The organism is Actinotalea caeni (assembly GCF_009733795.1).
Lineage (GTDB): Bacteria > Actinomycetota > Actinomycetes > Actinomycetales > Beutenbergiaceae > Pseudactinotalea > Pseudactinotalea caeni.
In genome coordinates, this window is record NZ_WNXX01000013.1 from 35,573 (window position 1) to 53,310 (window position 17,738).

The 17,738-nt window shown below is 71.9% G+C and carries 19 protein-coding genes, 2 tRNA genes and 1 other RNA gene; 12 read left to right on the forward strand and 10 right to left on the reverse strand.

All coding sequences use genetic code 11. The features are described from left to right. Positions 1-54: 54 nt before the first annotated feature. Complete coding sequence (locus GPA02_RS12235; RefSeq protein ID WP_156200358.1) at positions 55-1,401, reverse strand: ABC transporter substrate-binding protein; 1,347 nt, start codon at positions 1,399-1,401, stop codon at positions 55-57. Between the two features lie 179 nt (positions 1,402-1,580). Between GPA02_RS12235 and GPA02_RS12240 the strand changes: the two genes are divergently transcribed. The 3 genes from GPA02_RS12240 (at position 1,581) to GPA02_RS12250 (ending at position 4,478) form a co-directional block, all read left to right on the forward strand. Next, complete coding sequence (locus GPA02_RS12240) at positions 1,581-2,444, forward strand: hydroxypyruvate isomerase family protein (protein WP_240134023.1); 864 nt, start codon at positions 1,581-1,583, stop codon at positions 2,442-2,444. 423 nt (positions 2,445-2,867) lie between these two features. Further along, the gene (locus tag GPA02_RS12245) at positions 2,868-3,746 is read left to right on the forward strand and encodes an NAD(P)-dependent oxidoreductase (RefSeq protein WP_156200359.1); all 879 of its coding nucleotides are present in this window, start codon (positions 2,868-2,870) and stop codon (positions 3,744-3,746) included. A 33-nt stretch (positions 3,747-3,779) separates the two neighbouring features. After that, positions 3,780-4,478: a GntR family transcriptional regulator gene (locus GPA02_RS12250; RefSeq protein WP_156200360.1), complete on the forward strand. Its 699-nt coding sequence runs from the start codon at positions 3,780-3,782 to the stop codon at positions 4,476-4,478. 41 nt (positions 4,479-4,519) lie between these two features. Here GPA02_RS12250 and GPA02_RS12255 read toward each other — a convergent pair whose 3' ends face one another. Next, the gene (locus GPA02_RS12255) at positions 4,520-5,590 is read right to left on the reverse strand and encodes a hypothetical protein (RefSeq protein WP_156200361.1); all 1,071 of its coding nucleotides are present in this window, start codon (positions 5,588-5,590) and stop codon (positions 4,520-4,522) included. Between the two features lie 208 nt (positions 5,591-5,798). Between GPA02_RS12255 and GPA02_RS12260 the strand changes: the two genes are divergently transcribed. Together GPA02_RS12260 and GPA02_RS12265 are read left to right on the forward strand one after the other, a co-directional pair. Next, positions 5,799-6,737 carry an ABC transporter ATP-binding protein gene (locus GPA02_RS12260; RefSeq protein WP_156200362.1) on the forward strand — a complete coding sequence of 313 codons (939 nt, stop codon included), beginning with the start codon at positions 5,799-5,801 and terminating at the stop codon, positions 6,735-6,737. Further along, positions 6,734-7,804 carry an ABC transporter permease gene (locus GPA02_RS12265; RefSeq protein ID WP_156200363.1) on the forward strand — a complete coding sequence of 357 codons (1,071 nt, stop codon included), beginning with the start codon at positions 6,734-6,736 and terminating at the stop codon, positions 7,802-7,804. Before GPA02_RS12260 ends, GPA02_RS12265 begins: the two co-directional genes overlap by 4 nt. Positions 7,805-7,838: 34 nt before the next feature. Here GPA02_RS12265 and GPA02_RS12270 read toward each other — a convergent pair whose 3' ends face one another. From GPA02_RS12270 to GPA02_RS12290, 5 genes are all read right to left on the reverse strand, one after another. Continuing rightward, positions 7,839-8,423, reverse strand: a complete 585-nt coding sequence (locus tag GPA02_RS12270; protein WP_156200364.1) for a DUF5063 domain-containing protein — start codon at positions 8,421-8,423, stop codon at positions 7,839-7,841. Positions 8,424-8,499: 76 nt separating this feature from the next. Then, a complete protein-coding gene (gene recR, locus GPA02_RS12275) occupies positions 8,500-9,099 on the reverse strand; it encodes a recombination mediator RecR (protein ID WP_156200365.1) in 600 nt (199 codons plus the stop codon). Then, positions 9,099-11,210, reverse strand: a complete 2,112-nt coding sequence (locus GPA02_RS12280) for a DNA polymerase III subunit gamma and tau (protein ID WP_156200366.1) — start codon at positions 11,208-11,210, stop codon at positions 9,099-9,101. The genes recR and GPA02_RS12280 overlap by 1 nt, the downstream gene beginning before the upstream one ends. A 75-nt stretch (positions 11,211-11,285) precedes the next feature. Beyond that, positions 11,286-11,382: signal recognition particle sRNA small type (ffs, locus tag GPA02_RS12285), an RNA gene on the reverse strand. A gap of 28 nt (positions 11,383-11,410) precedes the next feature. Further along, the gene (locus GPA02_RS12290; protein ID WP_156200367.1) at positions 11,411-11,590 is read right to left on the reverse strand and encodes a hypothetical protein; all 180 of its coding nucleotides are present in this window, start codon (positions 11,588-11,590) and stop codon (positions 11,411-11,413) included. A gap of 328 nt (positions 11,591-11,918) precedes the next feature. Between GPA02_RS12290 and GPA02_RS12295 the strand changes: the two genes are divergently transcribed. The 7 genes from GPA02_RS12295 to GPA02_RS12325 all read left to right on the forward strand — a co-directional run bounded on the left by GPA02_RS12295 (position 11,919) and on the right by GPA02_RS12325 (position 15,561). After that, positions 11,919-12,006, forward strand: a tRNA-Ser gene (locus GPA02_RS12295). Positions 12,007-12,449: 443 nt separating this feature from the next. Continuing rightward, a complete protein-coding gene (locus GPA02_RS12300; protein ID WP_156200368.1) occupies positions 12,450-13,214 on the forward strand; it encodes a hypothetical protein in 765 nt (254 codons plus the stop codon). A 90-nt stretch (positions 13,215-13,304) separates the two neighbouring features. Then, positions 13,305-13,601, forward strand: a complete 297-nt coding sequence (locus GPA02_RS12305) for a type II toxin-antitoxin system VapB family antitoxin (RefSeq protein WP_156200369.1) — start codon at positions 13,305-13,307, stop codon at positions 13,599-13,601. Positions 13,602-13,636: 35 nt separating this feature from the next. Beyond that, entirely contained in the window at positions 13,637-14,245 is a 609-nt protein-coding gene (locus GPA02_RS12310) for a LytR C-terminal domain-containing protein (protein WP_240134024.1), read from the forward strand. Next, the gene (locus tag GPA02_RS12315; RefSeq protein ID WP_162457770.1) at positions 14,242-14,673 is read left to right on the forward strand and encodes a DUF4190 domain-containing protein; all 432 of its coding nucleotides are present in this window, start codon (positions 14,242-14,244) and stop codon (positions 14,671-14,673) included. Before GPA02_RS12310 ends, GPA02_RS12315 begins: the two co-directional genes overlap by 4 nt. Continuing rightward, the gene (locus tag GPA02_RS12320) at positions 14,670-15,398 is read left to right on the forward strand and encodes a glutamine amidotransferase (RefSeq protein WP_156200370.1); all 729 of its coding nucleotides are present in this window, start codon (positions 14,670-14,672) and stop codon (positions 15,396-15,398) included. The genes GPA02_RS12315 and GPA02_RS12320 overlap by 4 nt, the downstream gene beginning before the upstream one ends. A 72-nt stretch (positions 15,399-15,470) precedes the next feature. Beyond that, positions 15,471-15,561: transfer RNA gene (locus GPA02_RS12325), tRNA-Ser, on the forward strand. A gap of 184 nt (positions 15,562-15,745) precedes the next feature. Here the strand turns inward: GPA02_RS12325 and GPA02_RS12330 are convergent. The 3 genes from GPA02_RS12330 to GPA02_RS12340 all read right to left on the reverse strand — a co-directional run bounded on the left by GPA02_RS12330 (position 15,746) and on the right by GPA02_RS12340 (position 17,692). Beyond that, the gene (locus GPA02_RS12330; protein ID WP_156200371.1) at positions 15,746-16,504 is read right to left on the reverse strand and encodes a nucleotidyltransferase domain-containing protein; all 759 of its coding nucleotides are present in this window, start codon (positions 16,502-16,504) and stop codon (positions 15,746-15,748) included. 94 nt (positions 16,505-16,598) lie between these two features. After that, entirely contained in the window at positions 16,599-16,862 is a 264-nt protein-coding gene (locus GPA02_RS12335; protein ID WP_156200372.1) for a GlsB/YeaQ/YmgE family stress response membrane protein, read from the reverse strand. A 137-nt stretch (positions 16,863-16,999) separates the two neighbouring features. Continuing rightward, positions 17,000-17,692, reverse strand: a complete 693-nt coding sequence (locus GPA02_RS12340) for a hypothetical protein (protein ID WP_156200373.1) — start codon at positions 17,690-17,692, stop codon at positions 17,000-17,002. Positions 17,693-17,738 lie beyond the last annotated feature (46 nt).

Below are 17,738 nucleotides of genomic sequence, written 5' to 3' on the forward strand. Positions count from 1 at the left end.
GTCCGTCTCGGTGTCTGTGCTGGTCGTCGTTGTGTCGGATGGGCGGTCGGGCGGTCAGCCGCCCAGCAGATGCTGCTCGCGCGCGGGGCCGAGGATGTGCTCGACGGCTTCTTCGACGGTGGTCCGGCCGAACGCCCAGGCGTCCAAGGTGTCGCGCATCTCGCCGCTGAAGGCACCCGCGGTCGGCGGGCTCGGGGGCATCGGGCGCGGGCCCGCCTCCACCTCGAAACCGATGTAGTCGAGGAACAACCGCTCGGCCGGGTCGAGGTTGGGCGCGATGGCCTGGCGCATCTGCTCGGTGGGCGGGCTCCCGATCGTGGTGCCGATGATGTCGGCCCGCTCCGGGTCGTTCAGGAGGAAGTCGACGAACTGCAGGGCCTCCTCCGGGTACTTGGTGGATGCGGCCACGGCGAGCTGGTTCGGGAACATGAAGATGTTGTCCGTCCCGTCGCCTCCGTTTCCCGGCAGCGGCATGATGACGAGCTCCTCGGGCGAGAGCTTCTGCAGCTCGCCGATCTGGTTGGAGTTGCGCAGGTGGAAGGCGGCGAGGTTGCGGATCATCGGCGCCCCCTGGAAGAAGGGATCGTCGTCGCGGTGGATGTCCGGCGGGACGGCTGCTCCCGAGGCGCGCAACTCGTCCCAGTACTCGAGCCACGCGGTCAGCGTGCCCGCGGTGAACCCGACGTCGCCGCTCGTGTCGTACAGCTCTTCGCCGTGCTGGCGCAACCAGGCCCGGAAGGGGTCGTAGTAGCCGGTCGACGTCGGCTCGTCCGTGCCGTAGAAGTTGGGGCCGAGCTTCTCGTGGACGAGCCTCGCGTGGTCGGCGTACTCGTCCCAGGTGTAGGACTCGGGATAGGTCTTGATCGGGATGCCCAGATCCTCGAGGAGCGGCACCTTCGCGAAGGTGCACGGCGACTGCAGCCCGTGCGGGATCGCGAACTGCCGGCCGTCATAGTTGCCGTCAGCCAGGATCGACTCGGTAAAGCCCTCGTTGCGGATCTCCTGCCCGAGATGGTCTGTCAGGTCCATCACGTGGCCTTCCGCGACCATCTGCGGGAACAAGTTGGCGTGCACCCAGAAGACATCAGGCAGATTTCCGGCCGACATCGCGACACCCATCCGTGTTTCCAGGGCACCGATCTCCCCGAACTCAGGCAGGATCTGGATGTTGTCGTGCTGCTCCATGAAGAGGTCGCACGCACGTTGAAACCTCTCGACACGGTCGTCTGCACCCCAGAAGACGAAACGAAGCGAGGCGTCACCTCCCGATCTGGAGCCGCTCGGGCCGCACCCTGCCAGCGATGTGCCCACGACACCTGCGGCGCCTGCAGCAGCTCCCAGGCGCAGCAGGCCGCGGCGTGAAAGTTCCGATGACCGTCGAGTCACGAGTCCGCCTTTCATGAGTGTGTGTCAACGCCTGGCGGCGCGCTTGTATCTCAGACGGCCGCAACGGCGCCTGCTCGAGGACCCTCTGTGTCCCTGATGGCGGTCGGATCGTCGTTGACCGTGTCGACATCCTGGCCCTGGCAAACTTGTCTGTCAAGATTGCCGACCGGACAATTTTTGGAGACCATGGGTACGTGACAACGGAAGCCCCCTACCCCCGCCCATCTGGCCGCCCCTTGGCCCTGGCAGCCAACCTCTCGCTCCTGTTCACGGAGTTGCCATTTCTCGCCCGACCAGCAGCCGCCAGAGCCGCTGGCTTCGACCGGGTCGAGATGTGGTGGCCCTTCACCGAAGCCATTGCGCCGTCCGGTGCGATAGATGCTCTAGTCGACGCTCTGGCAGCCGCCGGCGTCGATCTTGTCGGGCTCAACTTCTTCGCCGGAGACATGCCCGGCGGCGAGCGCGGCGTCGCCAGCGACCCAGCTCGGCGCGCCGAGCTGGAAGCTAACTGCGCAGATGTGCTCAGGATCGGGCGCGAGACGGGCTGCAGGCACTTCAACCTTCTCTACGGTCAGCGACTTGAGCGCTATAGCGCTGCAGAGCAGGACGCTGCCGCGATCAGCGCCATCGATTGGGTCGCCCGGGCCGTTGCCGTTATCGGCGGCACAGTCCTGATCGAACCCTTGGCGAAGGGCCTGAACGGCACGTACCCGCTCACCGATCCAGATCACGTTGTGGACCTCCTACAGGGCCCACTTGTGGAGCATCCCAACGTGAAACTGCTCTTCGACACGTTCCACCTCGGGAGCAACGGCGTCGACATCGTCACTGCCGCCGGGAAGTATGCCCCCTGGATCGGACATGTCCAGCTCGCCGACGCCCCTGGGCGGGGCGAGCCCGGCTCGGGTCACCTCCCGATCGGCGCCACTCTTGAACGGCTCGTGAACGCCGGCTACCGAGGCACAGTCGCCGCCGAAAACAAGCCCACAGCGTCGACGGAGCAGACTCTCGGCTGGGTCGAGGCGCTTGCGCGAGCCGGTCTCGTCGCTTGGCGCTAAGCGGGCGTCATCGGGTCGACCCTCACGGGCCCGCGACAGCCGCAGACGCGTCGCCGTGCCAACAGGAGAGAGGTCGACTCGCGGCAGCACGAGCCGGGCGGCCTCGCGAGAGGGCGGCTCTACGCGTTCTCCCAGCATTTCCTGGCAGCTAGCACTACGTCACACCCGCGCACACCGGCAGGACTGGGACACGTCGTAGCACCGAGGGAAGAAGTGGTGCGCGTTCCGAAGGCTTGGGCCGACTGCGTAGATCGGCCTCAAGCCCGCCGGAACCAGCCAGCATCAGCACGACAAGTCCTCTAAGGCGTCGCCCAATTGTCATACTAGATTGCTTGCTAGGCTGGTCCTACTGCGCCCGGCTCAAGCGCCGACGCCGGCCACCTGGCGATGCCGCCCCTACCTGCACAAGACGAGGGAGAACGTATGTCGGCTATCGGCTTCATTGGTCCGGGGGTCATGGGCACACCGATGATCGCGAACCTGGTCAAAGCTGGGCACGAGGTCTTCGCGTACGGACGTAGCGACCGGTCGCGTGAACGAGTCGCCAGCACGGGGGCGACGGTGGCCGACTCGATCGGTCGAGCCGCCGAAAGCGCTGATGTGATCATCACGATGCTGCCGGACACGCCGGATGTCGAAGCTGTGGTACTCGGTAAGCATGGGCTGGCTTCATCCCTCAGGCCCGATCAGACATATGTGGACATGAGCACCATCCGTCCGGACGTCTCACGTTCGATCGCGGACCGTCTAGCGAGTCGCGGTGTCGCTGCGCTCGACGCGCCGGTGAGTGGAGGCGAAGCCGCAGCGATCGAGGGGACCCTAAGCGTAATGGTCGGCGGCGATGCCGACCAGCTTCAGCGGGTACGCCCCGCGCTAGAGGCGATGAGCTCGTCGATCACGCACGTTGGACCCGCGGGCGCGGGTCAGCTCGCCAAGGCAGCGAACCAGTTGATCGTTGCCACCAATATCGCTGCTGTTTCGGAGGCGATCGTTCTCCTCGAGTCCTCTGGCGTCAGAGTCGAAGAAGCCTTGTCTGCGATCGCCGGTGGCCTGGGCGGTTCAGCCGTGCTGGATCGCAAGCGTGAGGCGTTCCTGACCGGGTCATTCGCACCTGGATTCCGGATCGCCCTTCACAACAAGGATCTGAGCATTGTGCGGGAGACTGCTGAGCAAGCAGGCGCAGCCCTCCCCGTGATCGCTCTCGTCTCTCAACTGATGGCGGCGGCAGGTGCGCAGGGCCTTTCAGAACTTGACCACTCGGCGATGCTGACCGTCGTACGCTCGCTCAATGCGGGCGACTAATGGGCGAACAGCCGCATGACGGGGTGACAAACTGTGTCTAGAGCGTTCTCGCTGGCACCGTCGACTCTGACCGACGCTCTCTATGACGCCGTCCGCGTGAGGATCATCAATGGTGAGCTGGCTCCGGGAGAGAAGCTCACAGAGGCGCGGCTCTCCTCGGAGTACTCGGTGGCGCGCCCAACGGCAAAGGCCTGCCTCGAGCGGCTGACTGCTGCCGGACTGCTGAGGCGATCAGCTCACAAGTCAGCGGTCGTTCCTGTGCTCACAGTCGACGAGCTTGACGACATATTCATGGCGCGAGCGGCCGTCGAGCGGGCGGCTGTGAGTCACCTTGCACACGCGGCACACGTCCCGGAACCGGCGGTACGCGCGCAGGCCGCCCTCGAGATCGCTGCCGAGCAACTTCAGTTTCCCGATCAGGTCGCTGCGGACATCGCCTTTCACACGGCACTAGTGGATGCCGCCGGCAGCACTCGGCTGCTCAAGATGCACACCCTCATCATGGGCGAGGTCCACCTCACCATGGGTCAGTTTCAAGCGCATCGCGCCACGAATCCCAGCACCGTCTCGAATGAGCACGTCGAGATCCTTCAAGCCATCGAGAGCGGGGACACCGATGGTGCTGTGCACGCCCTCACTGAGCATCTTCAGAACGCGCGTGCACGCCTCGTCGCTCGGGCTCAGGCGACCGGGTCACTGCCACCGCAGCCCATGCCAGCGAAGAACGAATGAGCTACGACGCCGTCCGGTAACCCATCCAGTTCGCGAGCCGGTCACGGCGCCGGCGCGGTCCCGGGGTCGGTCGGGTCGGGCTCGGTGGGCGCCGTCGGGTCGGTGGGGTCCGGCGTGGGGTCGTCGGCGGGCTGCTCGCCGGGGTCGGTCGGCGTCGGGTCCGGCGTGTCGGCCGGGTCCGTGGGGCTGGTCGGCTCCGTGGGCTCCGTCGGCTGGTCGGTCGGGACCGTGGGGTCGCCCGTCGGGGCCGTGGGCGCGGCGGGGTCGTCCTGCTGCGCGGGCGGTTCCTCGAGCTGCTGCGGCGTCTCCGCGGGCCGCTGGGAGCCACCGCCGACCTGCGAGATCGTCGTGCCGGTGCCACCCGAGAGCGGCTGACCGACACCGAGCTCGAGGGCGGTGATGCCGACGGCCGTGAGGGCGAAGGTCGCGGCGGCCGTCACCAGCACCGCCTTCCAGGGACGACGGCGGCCCGCCGGCGCCTCACCCGTCTCGTCACTGGCGGGCTCGTCGCCGGAGCCGTGGGCTCCGGACGCGGCGGCGGGCCGGAGCGCGGGCAGCACGCGTGTGGTCGCGGCAGCACGCGTCGTCGCCGTCCGGGCGGTCGCGATCACCTGCGCGGCGCGGGTGCCGGGCGGCAGCGTCGCGATCGTCTTCAGACGCTCCTGCGTGCGCTGCAGCGACACCGAGTAGAGCGCGCTCGCGACACCGGCGATCACGCTGCCGACCGCGGCGCCCACGACGGTGCCGGCCACGCCCAGCCGCGCGCCCACGACCGCCGCGGTCATCGCGGCGAGCGCACCCGCGGCGAGCTGGAGCGGCTGGATCTGCAGCCGCGGACGCTCCTCGCCGCGCGCGTCGGAGGCCTCGGCCGCGTCGCCCCGATCACGGCCGTCGGCCTGGTCACGACCATCGGCCTGGCCACGCCCGTCGTCGTCACGCCCATCGTCTCGCCCGTCGGCCCTGTCGGCCCCGTCGGGCCCGCTCGGGGCGACGTCGGCCGGTCCAGCGAGATCGGCGTCGTCGGGACGCACCTCGACGCCGTCGCGCGAGGCGAGCCCGCGATCGGCGGTGCGGCGGAGGTTGTCGGTGTCGTGCGAGAGAGTGTGTGACATGCGGTTCTGTGTCCGGTCGGGGTCGTTCGTCGGGCGAGACGCCGCTGTCCTCCCGATCAACGCTATGTCGCGCCCCCTGCTTCCCTGTCAGCGAGCCGGGGTGAGCGCCGCCACACCAGGCCCGACACGCCGCGGATTCACGGGATCTTCGCAGCTCGACCAGAGCGTCGTCGCGACCCCCACGCACACCCAGCCCTAGGTTGTCCGCATGACCGAGGGGAGCAGACCGGCGATCGTGGCCCGAGGCGTGCGCCGTGCCTTCGGCCAGGTGCTCGCCGTCGACCACGTCGACATGGAGGTGCGCACCGGCTCGGTGACCGCCCTCGTCGGACCCAACGGCTCCGGCAAGACGACCCTGCTGCTCATGCTCGCCGGCCTGCTGCGCCCCGACGCCGGCACCGTCGAGGTGGCGGGCGCCGACCCGGCGTCGTCCGCGGTGGCCCGCAGCGCGATCGGCTGGATGCCCGACACCTTCGGCACCTGGGACTCGCTCACCGTCACCGAGGTGCTCACGACCATGGCGGCCGCCTACCGGCTGCCGACCGACCTCGGCCGCGCCCGCACCACCGAGCTGCTCCGGCTCGTCCACCTCGAAGAGTTCGCGGCCACGCCCGCGCACGCGCTCTCGCGCGGGCAGAAGCAGCGGCTCGGGCTCGCCCGCGCGCTCATCAACTACCCGCCGGTGCTGCTGCTCGATGAGCCCGCCTCTGGTCTCGATCCCCGCTCGCGCGTCGACCTGCGGGTGCTGCTGCGGCGGCTCGCCGCGGGCGGCGTCACGGTGCTGGTCTCCTCCCACGTGCTCGCCGAGCTCGACGAGATGGTCGACGACGCGGTGTTCCTCTCCCGCGGCCGCACCGTCTCCTCCGAGGCGCTGCTCGCCACCACCACGCAGCGGCGTCGCTGGCGGCTGCGCTCGCTGGACGCCGAGGCCCTGCAGCACTGGGCGTTCGACCACAGCGTCACGCTCTACCCCGACAACGACGCACCCGTCGGCGGCACCTCGGTGCTCGTAGAGCTGGCCGACGACGCGGCCGCTGCCCGTCTGCTCGCCTCCGCGGTCGCCGCCGGCGTCCCGGTCGCCTCGCTCGCACCGGTGAGCGGGCTGCTCGAGCAGGCGTACATGTCCCTCGACGCGGAGCGGCGATGACCACCGACACCCAGCAGGCACCGGCCACGCCGTCGGAGCGCACCTTCACCTGGCAGGGCGTGCGCACCGTGCTCACGCTCGAGCTGCGGCAGCGGGTGCGCTCGACCCGCTGGAAGGTCGCGCTCGTCGTCTGGTTCGCGATCGTCGGCTTCGTCGCGGCGCTGCTGCCCGGACTGGTCGGCAGCAGCAGCAGTGGCGGCGGTACCTGGGTGTTCGGGCTGATCCTGCTGTTCGTGCTGGGGCTGGGCCTGGTGGTCTCCCCCACCCTGGCGTCGACCGCGATCAACGGCGACCGCGTCGCCGGCACCCTCGCGATCCTCCAGGTGACGCGGCTCGGGCCGGCCGAGATCGCCGTCGGCAAGCTGCTCGCCGGCTGGCTCGCCGCCCTGGCGTTCCTCGTCATCAGCCTGCCGTTCCTCGGCTGGGCGGCGCTGACGGCACGGGTGGCACCGTGGCACTTCCTGTTCGTCGTGCTGGTGCTCGCGCTGCTGCTCGGCGTCGTGTGCGCGATCGGGCTCGGCTGCTCGGCGCTCACCGCCCGGCCTGCTGGCTCGTCGGTGCTCACCTACGTGGCGGTCGCGTCGCTCACGGTGATCTCGCTGATCGTCTTCCTGGTCTCGATCCCCGCCGTGACGACGGAGGAACGCGTCGAGGTGCTCACCGTCCCGCTCGACGCGAACGCCGAGTGCGAGTGGGTCCAGACCACCCGCTCGGTCATACACACCGAGCGCACCTGGTGGCTGCTCGCGATCAACCCGTTCGTGGTCCTCGCCGACGCGGCGCCCGCACGGGGCCCGGAGAGCTGGGACTACGGACCGCTGGACGCCATCAAGGAGGGCGTGCGGCTGGCTCGCACGGGCGACCAGCCGCGCTACGACGAGTGCTGGAGCGAGAACTACCCCGCCGGCGTCACGCCCCAGCGCGAGGACGAGAGCAGCGACACCTCGCCGGTGTGGCCGTGGGGGCTCGGCGCGAACCTCGCCCTCGGCGGTGGGGCGCTGTGGCTGGCGATCCGCAGGCTGCGGGTCCCGTACACGACGCTGGCGCCGGGCACCCGGGTGGCCTGACCGCCGCGGCGTCCCGTCCGGTCGGGCGGCCCGCTCAGCCCTGCTCGGACTCGCGGTGCAGCGCGTCGAACTCGGCGTCGGCGAGGGTCTCGTCGTCGACGTCGAGGCGCAGGTGCGCGATGAGCGAGAGCAGCACCCGGGTGGCGCTCGCGGCCCGCTCGCCCCAGGCGGACAGGTAGGAGAACTGCCACCACCACAGCGCCTCCGACGCGTGCCCGGCGCGGTGGTGCTGCATCCCGACGAGCAGGGCCTGGGCGACGTCGGCGAGGTCGTTCGACAGGGCGCCGGTGGTCACCTCGGCGGACACCAGCGGGTCGGCGACCTCGCTGTACTCGTCGATGCCGTCGAGGACGTTGGCCAGGCAGGTGCGCAGCGGTTCGACGTCGTCGTCCGGGCCGTCGTCGGGCTCGAACCGCTCGGCGGGCACGACGTCGACGATCGCACCCAGCCGCGCACCGGCGGCGGCGAGGTCCGAGACGGCGAGCAGCAGCAGCGGGATCGCGGCGTCGGGCGAGCTGCCCGCGGCGACCTCGCGCACCGTGCTCAGGTACCGCTCGGCGGCGTGCGCGGTGCTGGCGGCCAGCACGGTGAGGTCCGCGTCGAGCTCCGGTGCGGTCATCTCGCCTCCCTCCCCGTGACCTCCACGCTAGCGCGCGAGAGCGCCGGTCGTGCGGTTCCGAAAGGGTCCCGGCGGCTCAGGCCTCGACGGCGCGGCGGCCCTCGAAGGCGCGGCCGAGCGTGACCTCGTCGGCGTACTCCAGGTCGCCGCCGACGGGCAGCCCGGAGGCCAGGCGCGACACGGTGATCCCGATCGGGCGCAGCATCCGGATGAGGTAGGTCGCGGTGGCCTCGCCCTCGACGTTCGGGTCGGTGGCGATGATGACCTCGGTGACCTCGCCGTCGGCGAGGCGGGTCATCAGCTCACGGATGCGCAGGTCGTCGGGTCCGACGCCCTCGATCGGGTTGATGGCGCCGCCGAGCACGTGGTAGCGGCCGCGGAACTCGCGCGTGCGCTCGATCGCGACGACGTCCTTCGCCTCCTCGACGACGCAGAGCACGGCGCCGTTGCGGCGCGGGTCGCGGCAGATGCGGCACTGCGTGTCCTCGGAGATGTTGCCGCAGATCTCGCAGAAGCGGACTTTCTCCTTGACGACCGTCAGGGCGTTGGTGAGCCTGCCGACGTCGGCCGGGTCGGCGGCGAGGATGTGGAAAGCGATCCGTTGCGCGCTCTTGGGCCCGACGCCGGGCAGCCGGCCGAGCTCGTCCACGAGGTCCTGGAGGGCACCGTCGAACATCAGGGTCGCTCCTCCTCGGTGTACTCGTCGATGACGGTGGCGCCCAGCATCCGCGCGACCAGCGGGGCGCCGACCAGGCCGGAGTCCTCGAGGTTCGGGTCGGAGGCGTCGGGCTCGTCGACGACGTGGATCGGGGGCGGCGCCTCGCGCGCCGCGCGCATGGCCTGCTCACGCCGGGACTCCTGCGGCGGTTCCGCAGGGGGCTCGTCAGCCGGCGGAGGTTCCTCGGCCGGCGGCTCGCCGGGGTCGTCCTCCCACGGCGGCCGGCGGTCGGACGGCGGGGCGGGCTGCCGCTCGGCCTGCTGCGGCGCGGGCCGCTCGGCTGCCGGCGGGCGTGCCGGCCGCGCCCAGTCGGCTGCGGCTTCCGCGGCGCGGTCGACCGGTGCCGCGGCCGGTGCGCCGCCGCCTCCTGCCGGGCGGGCCGGTGCCGATCCGTCGGCGACGACGACGTCGATGCGGACCTGCAGACCGAGGGTCTCGACGACGGCCCGCTGCAGCGGCTCGGTGTGCGGGCCGGTGCGGAAGGTGGAGACGAGACCTGACGTCGGGAAGCCGATCGTGAGGACGCCGTTGCCGATCTCGACGACCTGCGCGTTCTGCACCAGCGCCCAGGTGATGCGCTTGAGCTGGGCGAGTGTGGCCAGCACCTCGGGCCAGCGGCGACGCACCTGCTCGGTCGTGAGGCCCTGCTCGCCGCCGTCCGCGGGCGCAGGGGGTGCGGGCGCAGCCGGTTCGGACGCGGCCGGTGCGGGCGCGGCCTCGGCGGGCGGCGCGGAGTCGACGGCCGGGGTCGGCTCGGGAGCGGCCTGCACGGCCGGCTGCGGCGCAGGTGTCGGCTGCGGCGCGGGCGCGGCGGGCGCGGGCGCCGCCGGAGCGCTCTCGACCGGGACGGTGCGGACGGGGATCGGTTCGGCGGCGACGGTGGGCCGCTCCGCCGTCGGACGGGTCGGGATCGCCGCACCGGACTCCAGACGCTCGAGGCGAGCGTTGACGCCGTCGACACCGTCGTCGGCAGCGGGCAGCAGCAGCCGCGCGCAGAGCAGCTCCAGCTGCAGCCGCGGCGAGGTGGCGCCGACCATCTCGGTGAGGGCGAGGTTGGTGAGGTCGGCGGCGCGGGAGGCGTTGGCGAGCCCGAGGTTCTGCGCCTGGGTGCGCATGCGCTCGAGCTGGTCGTCGGGCACGGTGCGCAGCACCGAGCCGGCCTGGTCGCCCGCGGCGAGGACGACGATGAGGTCGCGGAGCCGCTCCAGCAGGTCCTCGACGAACCGGCGCGGGGCGTGGCCGGAGGAGATCACGTGGTCGACGACGCGGAACAGGCTGGCGCCGTCGCGCGCGGCGAGCGCCTCGACGGCGTCGTCGAGCAGCGTGGCGTGGGTGAAGCCGAGCAGCGAGACCGCGCGCTCGTAGGTGAGGCCGCCCTCGTCGGCGCCGGCGATCAGCTGGTCGAGGACCGACAGCGAGTCACGCACGGACCCGCCGCCGGCGCGCACGACCAGCGGCAGCACCCCGGACTCGACCGAGACCCCCTCGGCGTCGGCGAGCTTGCCGAGGTAGTCGAGCAGCTGGTCGGGCGGGACCAGCCGGAACGGGTAGTGGTGGGTGCGGGACCGGATCGTCCCGATGACCTTCTCGGGCTCGGTCGTGGCGAACACGAACTTGACGTGCTCGGGCGGCTCCTCGACGAGCTTGAGCAGGGCGTTGAAGCCCTGCGTGGTGACCATGTGGGCCTCGTCGATGATGAAGACCTTGTAGCGGTCGCGCGCGGGCGCGAAGGCGGCGCGCTCGCGCAGCTCGCGGGCGTCGTCGACACCGCCGTGCGAGGCGGCGTCGAGCTCGACGACGTCGAGCGAGCCGGGACCGCCGGTGGCGAGCTCGACGCAGGAGTCGCAGGTGCCGCACGGGGTGTCGGTGGGGCCCTGCGCGCAGTTGAGGCAGCGCGCGAAGATGCGCGCCGAGGTGGTCTTGCCGCAGCCGCGGGGGCCGGAGAACAGGTAGGCGTGCGTGACGCGCCCGCCCCGCAGGGCCGCCATCAACGGCTCGGTGACGTGCTCCTGGCCGATGACGTCGGCGAAGGAGTCCGGCCGGTAGCGGCGGTACAGCGCGGTGCTCACGCGCCTCACTCTAGGCGGCGCCGCCGACACCCGGGAGCCGGGTGCATCGCGCCCGACCGACGCGGGCCGGCGGACATGAGAGACCCCTCGCGCACCCGTCAGAGCTCACCTGCCCTTGCTGCCTTCCGGCCCTGGGGGAGTTCAGCGAGATGACGCCGCGCGAGGGGCTGCCACCAGTCTAGGCGAAGTCCGCCGCGGTCTCACACGAGCGGCGGTCGCGCCTGCGCAGGCCGCCGCGGCGGCGCGGTGAAGTCGTGGCCGCAGGCCCTGCAGGAGCGGTCTGGCGCGACCAGCCGACCGTGCTCGTCGACCATGAGGCAGCAACCGCCCAGCTCGACGTCGCCACGGCCGGCCTGCTCGACGAGCTCCGGTGCCGGCATGCCGTAGACGATCGGGACCACGCGCCCGCTCCCGCACTCCGGGCAGGTGACCATGCACTCCTCTCCGCCGCCGGACCGCCCGACGTCCTCCGAAGTCCACCACCGACCACCGACATCCGGCGGGCGGGTGCCGCGTACGCGCGACCGCTCTCGGTGGTGGCGGGAACCCGTCGCTCGATCGCGATGTGAACGCTTACCCGCGCGGTCCCGGCCACCCAGCGACGAGTTTCCGCCGTCGCGCGGGCTCACGACCTGTGGCGCGGGGTGAGCGAGGCCATAGCCCGGGTTCGTCCCGGCGAGTCGAAGTCGGCTATCCTCGACTGGCCCAGGAGGATTCGCCTAGTGGCCTATGGCGCACGCTTGGAAAGCGTGTTGGGTGCAAGCCCTCGGGGGTTCGAATCCCCCATCCTCCGCCAGTAGTCCCCTGCACGACGGTGACCGCGCGCCGAGCGTGGATCACCGCGCCGAGCGCGTCGGCTCGGTCGGGTGCGCTCGCGCCCGCCCGGTGGTCGCGGCACGCGCACACCCCGACACCCTCTGTGCCGCCGCAGAACCGCCCACGATCCACCGATCGGCTGACACCGCCGGCGCGCGGATCGCTCTACCGTCGATCCGCCGACGAAGTAGCGAGTCGTGGAGGAGGTCCGACATGCAGGAGCACGAGCCGGCGCACGCCGGAAACCGCCCTGGCACGGACGACCCGATCGAGCGGCTCGGGGCGCTCGTGGGTCGGTGGCGCACCGACGGCCACCTCGTCGACCAGCCCTAGATCCGCATCGAGGGCACCGACTCCTACGCGTGGCTGCCGGGCGGCCGGTGGCTGGTTCACCTCATCGACATCCACGGCGGCGACCAGGCGGTGCAGTCCCTGGAGCTGATCGGTGAGCACGCCCCCCTCACCGACCGCTTCACCGCACGCGCCTTCGAGCGCGACGGCGTCGCCGTCATGCACGTCGCCGTCGACCAGGACGGCGTGTGGAGGTTCTCCGGCGGTGGTGACGTCGCGCCGGCGGCCCCGCCGGTGGACCGGGCCAGCACGGCGGCGGTGCGCGCGACGTTCACCGTGGACACGGACCGCATGCACGCTTTTTGGGAGCGCACGGAGGACGGCACCGACTGGCTGTCGTGGATGGACGTGCTGCTGCTGCGCGACGAGAACCCGCCGGACTGGCAGGAGATGCCACCCGTCGACGGCCCCGCCGCCGACGCTCCGGAGCCGCTGCGCGCGCTCGACGTGGTGGCAGGCGCGTGGTCGCTGCACAGGTCGCCGGGTGCCGTGCCGCGCGGTGCAGCTGCGTCACCTGGCTCCTGGGCGGCCGGGTGCTCGTCGGGCGCGTCGAGGTGCGCGACGACGCGACCACGCCGCCGCAGCACGCCCTCGTGCTGTGCCGCTGGGACGAGCCGTCACGGACCTGCGTCGCGCACGTCTTTCGACGCCGGCGGCGGCCACTCCACCTACCGGGTGAGCACGGACGGCAACGAGGTCCGGCTCGAGGGCGGCGGCGGGGTCGTGACCGGCTGGCTGGACCCCAGCACCGGGGAGCTGGGCTACGCCTGGACGGTCACCGACGACGGCGACGCGACGCCGTCGCAGCCGGGCCCGCCCGGCACCGCACCCTCGTAATCGGGCACGCGACGAAGGCGGGCCGATCCACCCCACGGGATCCGACCCTCGGGGGAGGCCGGCCGGAGGCGCCGACCTTAGGATCGCTGGGTGATCTTCAAGGCTGTCGGCGACGAACGCCCCTACCCCGACCACGGGCGGGTGACCCCCAAGGACTGGGCCGAGGTGCCGCCGCGCCAGGTGCGCCTCGACGAGCTGGTCACCACGAAGTCGACGCTGGACCTGCGCAGCCTGCTCTCGGAGGACTCCACCTTCTACGGGGACCTGTTCGCCCACGTGGTGCGGTGGAAGGGGACGCTGTACCTCGAGGACGGGCTGCACCGCGCGCTGCGTGCGGCCCTCGGTCAGCGCAACGTGCTGCACGCCCGCGTGCTCGAGCTGTCGTGACCGCCGCCGCTCCCGCCGTCGGCTAGGTTGCTGCCGTGACTCAGAGCCCGGAGGCCGTGCGCGCCCGCGTCGCCCGCCGTCGGCACATGCAGCAGCGCCAGACGGTGATCTTCGGGACGCTCGTCACGGTGCTCCTGGTGGCGGGTCTGCTCGGCGGCGCGGTGTGGTCGGGCGTGCTGCCCTCCCCCATCGACATCGAGATCAACTCCGGTGCGCCGGAGGCGACCCCGGCGCCGGTGGCACCGCCGTGCCCGCCCGAGGGTGCGCTGCCCGTGCCGTACAGCGAGATCAGCGCGAACGTGCTGAACGGCACCGAGACGCAGGGTCTCGCGGCCGGCACGGCGGCGACGCTGCGCAGCTACGGCATCCAGACCGGCCGCGAGCAGAACGGTCAGCGCTACGAGGGTGTGGCGCGGCTGACCGCCGGGCCGCTGGGGGTCGCCTCGGCCTACACGCTGGCGGCGCTGTTCAGCTCGGCGGAGATCGTCCTCGACGCGCGCGAGGACGCGACGGTCGACGTGCTGCTCGGCATGGCGTTCGAGGACGTGCTCCCGCTGGAGCAGGTGGAGCTCGACCCCGAGGCGCCGATCCCGCCGCCGGCCGACTGCCGTCCGGTGGAGACGCCGGCCGAGGACGAGGGGTGACGACCCCGGGCTTCACACCCCTGTCGGGCACGCCGACGGCGTACCGACCGACGACGCCCGCGCCGCACCCGGGCGACAGCGCCCACGAGGTGGTCGACCTGAAGCGGCCGGTGGACCCGCAGGTGTACGTCACGCCGTACTCGCGGCCGCTGCCGTCGTACGAGGAGACGTTCGCCGGCCCGGGGTACGAGTCCCGGCCGCTGCCGGCGAGCCCGTTCGCGGTCGCGGCGCTGGTGTGCGGGATCGTGGGGGTGTTCCTGCTGATCCCGGCCCTCGGCGCGATCGTGCTGGGGCACCTGGGCCTGCGGCAGACGTCGCGCAACACCCACACCGGGCGCGGCCTCGCGACCGGTGGGCTGGTGCTGGGCTACGCGGTGGCGACCGTCGTCGCGCTGGTGGTGCTCGCCGTCTGGATCTCGGAGCTGTGAAGCCGTTCCTGCTGCTCGCCACCCGGCCGGAGGACGACGCCGCCGACGCCGAGTACGCGTCGTTCCTGCGGTTCACCAGGCTGCGGCCGGACCAGCTGGTGCGGGTGCGGCTCGAGCGCGCACCGCTGCCCGCCGTCGACCTCGACGACGTGTCCGGCGTCTTCCTCGGCGGCAGCCCGTTCAACTCCGGCGAGCCGCGCAAGTCCGAGCTGCAGCTGCGGGTGGAGGCGGACCTGACGCGGCTGCTGGACGAGGTGGTGGCGCGGGACTTCCCGTTCTTCGGTGCCTGCTACGGCGTCGGCACCCTCGGGGTGCACGCGGGCGGGGTGGTGGACACCAGCTACGCGGAGCCGGTCTCCGCGGTGGAGGTCACGGTCACCGCGGAGGGGCGCGAGGACCCGCTGCTGGCGGGCGTGCCGGACCGGTTCGCGGCCTACGTGGGGCACAAGGAGGCGCTGTCGACGCTGCCGCCGGGCGCGGTGCTGCTGGCGACCGCGCCGTCGTGCCCGATCCAGATGTTCCGGCTGGGCGAGAACATGTACGCGACGCAGTTCCACCCGGAACTCGACGAGGAGGCGCTGGTGCAGCGCATCCGGGTGTACGCCAACCACGGCTACTTCCCGCCGGAGACCCGCGACGCGGTGATCGGGAGCGTGCGCGGCGCCGACGTCGGTGCGGCGCACAGGCTGCTGCGCGCGTTCGTGGAGCGCTACGCCCGGGAGTGAGGCAGCCCACCGGCCGCACGGACGTCTCGGTTTGGGGCGGGCCCGGGCGTTGGGTACCCTGTCCTGCGGCTAGGTAGCGTGTCCGAGCGGCCGAAGGTGCAGCACTCGAAATGCTGTGTGGGTTAACAGCCCACCGTGGGTTCAAATCCCACCGCTACCGCCACATGGCAAGAGGGCCACGTCCACGGTTTTGGGACGGGGCCCTCTTGTCATGAGACAGATGGCGGGATGTGGGAGGAGCGGGAGCTCGCGACGAAGGAGCGCGCTCCCGCGGCGGAGTCCCACCGCTACCGCCCGGCGACGAAGAACGGGTACCCCGTCCCGCCGCCGGCAGCGACGCACACCCCTCAGTCCCCGACCACCCTCCGCACGAGCTCACGGAACGGAACGGCCAGCCGCCCAGCGCGTTCGGCGTCGTGGCGGCCGACCTCGTCGAGGAAGCTGGTGGTGAGATACCTCCGGCAGGTGTCGAGCGCGGCGACCGTGATGTGCGCGGGGTGGCTGCGGTGCAGCTCGTCGAGGTCGGACGCGGGGAGCAGGTCGACCCCCTTGCCGTGCCAGGAGCTGAGGCCGAGCCGTTCGCACTTGAGCGTGACGAGCGCACCACGCAGCTCCTCGAGCATCCCGGCGGCCTGCCACACCCGGCCGCGGGCGACCGCCGAGCGGGCGTGGATGGCGTACAGCCAGCCGGTGCCGATGACGCGGCCGGTGTCGACGGGTCGAGATGTCGAGGGTTCGGCGGGTGCGCCGAACAGGAGCCGGAACGGCTCCCCGGTGCCCCGGAACCGCTCGTGCGGCCAGAACGAGAGGTCGACCTGCAGGGACGACCGCAGGAAGAACACGCGGTAGCGCACCCCGTCGGCGTCGACGTCGAGAAGGTCCGCCGTCCCGCCCCCGATCCTCGAGACCGCCGCCGACCAGGCATCCACGACCGCGGGCTCGTCGGCCCCGGGTGCCAGCTGCAGCATCAGGTCGATGTCCGACCAGTCGTCCTCCTCGTCGCGCGCTGCTGAGCCGACCAGCGCCGCTCCCGCCACGGCGGGGTCCGCTCGCGCCAGCTCGACGAGCTGTGACCGGATCGACGAGCGCTCGGAGCTGGTGAACATGTGTCGACCGTAGGAGACCGCGGGTTCGGCGTGGCCCCGGATACGCGAAAGACCCCGCCATTTCCGTGGCGGGGTCTCTCGGGAGCGGGTCGGGTCAGCGTCGACCGCGGCCGGTGATCGCCCCGTAGATGAGGAGCACCAGGAGCGAGCCACCGAGGGCGAGCAGCCAGGTACGGATCTCGAAGAAGCCGCCCAGGCCGGTGTCGAAGATGACCGAGCCGAGGAAGCCGCCGAGGAGGGCGCCGAGGACGCCGATGACGAGGCTCGCCAGCCAGCCGCCGACCGCACGGTCGGACAGGATCGCCTTGGCGAGCGCACCGCAGATGAGACCAACGATGAGGAATCCGAGAAGGCCCACGAGGGTTGTCTCCTTGTCCGGTCGGACGGGTGCCGACCTTCGTTCTCACCCCGGACCGGGCGGCCCGGAAGCGTTCACAACCGTAGCGGCGCGCCCGCCGCGGACCCGGGAGGCGGGCGGGGGTCGGCGCAGATTGCTCACCAGCCCCGCAGCTCCCGCACCAGCCAGACGCAGTCCCCGGTGGCGACCTCGAGCACGCCGGTCCGCAGCCAGACCCGCGGCCGGGGCGCGCCCGCGGCCCTGAGCACGACGATGTTCGTGTGCTCGACCTTCAGGTCGGGGACGTCGAGCCAGCGGTAGCTGCGGCGGGGACCCATACGGGTCTCGACGCCGTCCGCCGTGAGCGTGATGCGGGTCCCGGTGACCCACCAGGCGATGACGCCCAGGTAGCCGGCGAGCCCCAGCAGCACCGCACCGACGGCGAGCGCGGCGGGCTCGCCCGCCAGCACCACCATGATCGCGAGCGCCAGCATCACCGCGGTGACCAGCCACATCGCGACCGTCACGCTGGTCTTGGTGGGCAGCAGCAGCGCCCCGTCCTCGTCGCGCACGACGCCGTAGGGCAGCGAGCGCTCCTCGACCGTCAGCCCTTCCCAGTCCCGGGCGAGCGCTCGCAGCCGCCGCTCGTCGATCGCGCGTGCAGCCCGGCCGGCGAGCGCGACGAGCCCGGCCCCGACCGCGACCAGCACGAGCAGCGCCACGAACCAGGCGCGCCCGGCGGCGACCACCACGACCTGGCCACCGGCGACGACCCCGAGCACCACCGGCGGGATCGCGCCCCGGAGCGCCCGCAGGGCGCGGGTCCGCGGCATCCGCCGTGCACGGGGCATGTCCGCATCCCACGCCACCGGCCGGACGCCGTCAATCGGCTGATCT

Coding starts and splice junctions, on each gene's coding strand:
- GPA02_RS12235 (WP_156200358.1), bottom strand. CDS start 1,401: ATGAAAGGCGGACTCGTGACTCGACGGTCATCGGAACTTTCACGCCGC.
- GPA02_RS12245 (WP_156200359.1), top strand. CDS start 2,868: ATGTCGGCTATCGGCTTCATTGGTCCGGGGGTCATGGGCACACCGATG.
- GPA02_RS12255 (WP_156200361.1), bottom strand. CDS start 5,590: ATGTCACACACTCTCTCGCACGACACCGACAACCTCCGCCGCACCGCC.
- GPA02_RS12260 (WP_156200362.1), top strand. CDS start 5,799: ATGACCGAGGGGAGCAGACCGGCGATCGTGGCCCGAGGCGTGCGCCGT.
- GPA02_RS12265 (WP_156200363.1), top strand. CDS start 6,734: ATGACCACCGACACCCAGCAGGCACCGGCCACGCCGTCGGAGCGCACC.
- GPA02_RS12270 (WP_156200364.1), bottom strand. CDS start 8,423: ATGACCGCACCGGAGCTCGACGCGGACCTCACCGTGCTGGCCGCCAGC.
- recR (WP_156200365.1), bottom strand. CDS start 9,099: ATGTTCGACGGTGCCCTCCAGGACCTCGTGGACGAGCTCGGCCGGCTG.
- GPA02_RS12290 (WP_156200367.1), bottom strand. CDS start 11,590: ATGCCGGCACCGGAGCTCGTCGAGCAGGCCGGCCGTGGCGACGTCGAG.
- GPA02_RS12330 (WP_156200371.1), bottom strand. CDS start 16,504: ATGTTCACCAGCTCCGAGCGCTCGTCGATCCGGTCACAGCTCGTCGAG.
- GPA02_RS12340 (WP_156200373.1), bottom strand. CDS start 17,692: ATGCCCCGTGCACGGCGGATGCCGCGGACCCGCGCCCTGCGGGCGCTC.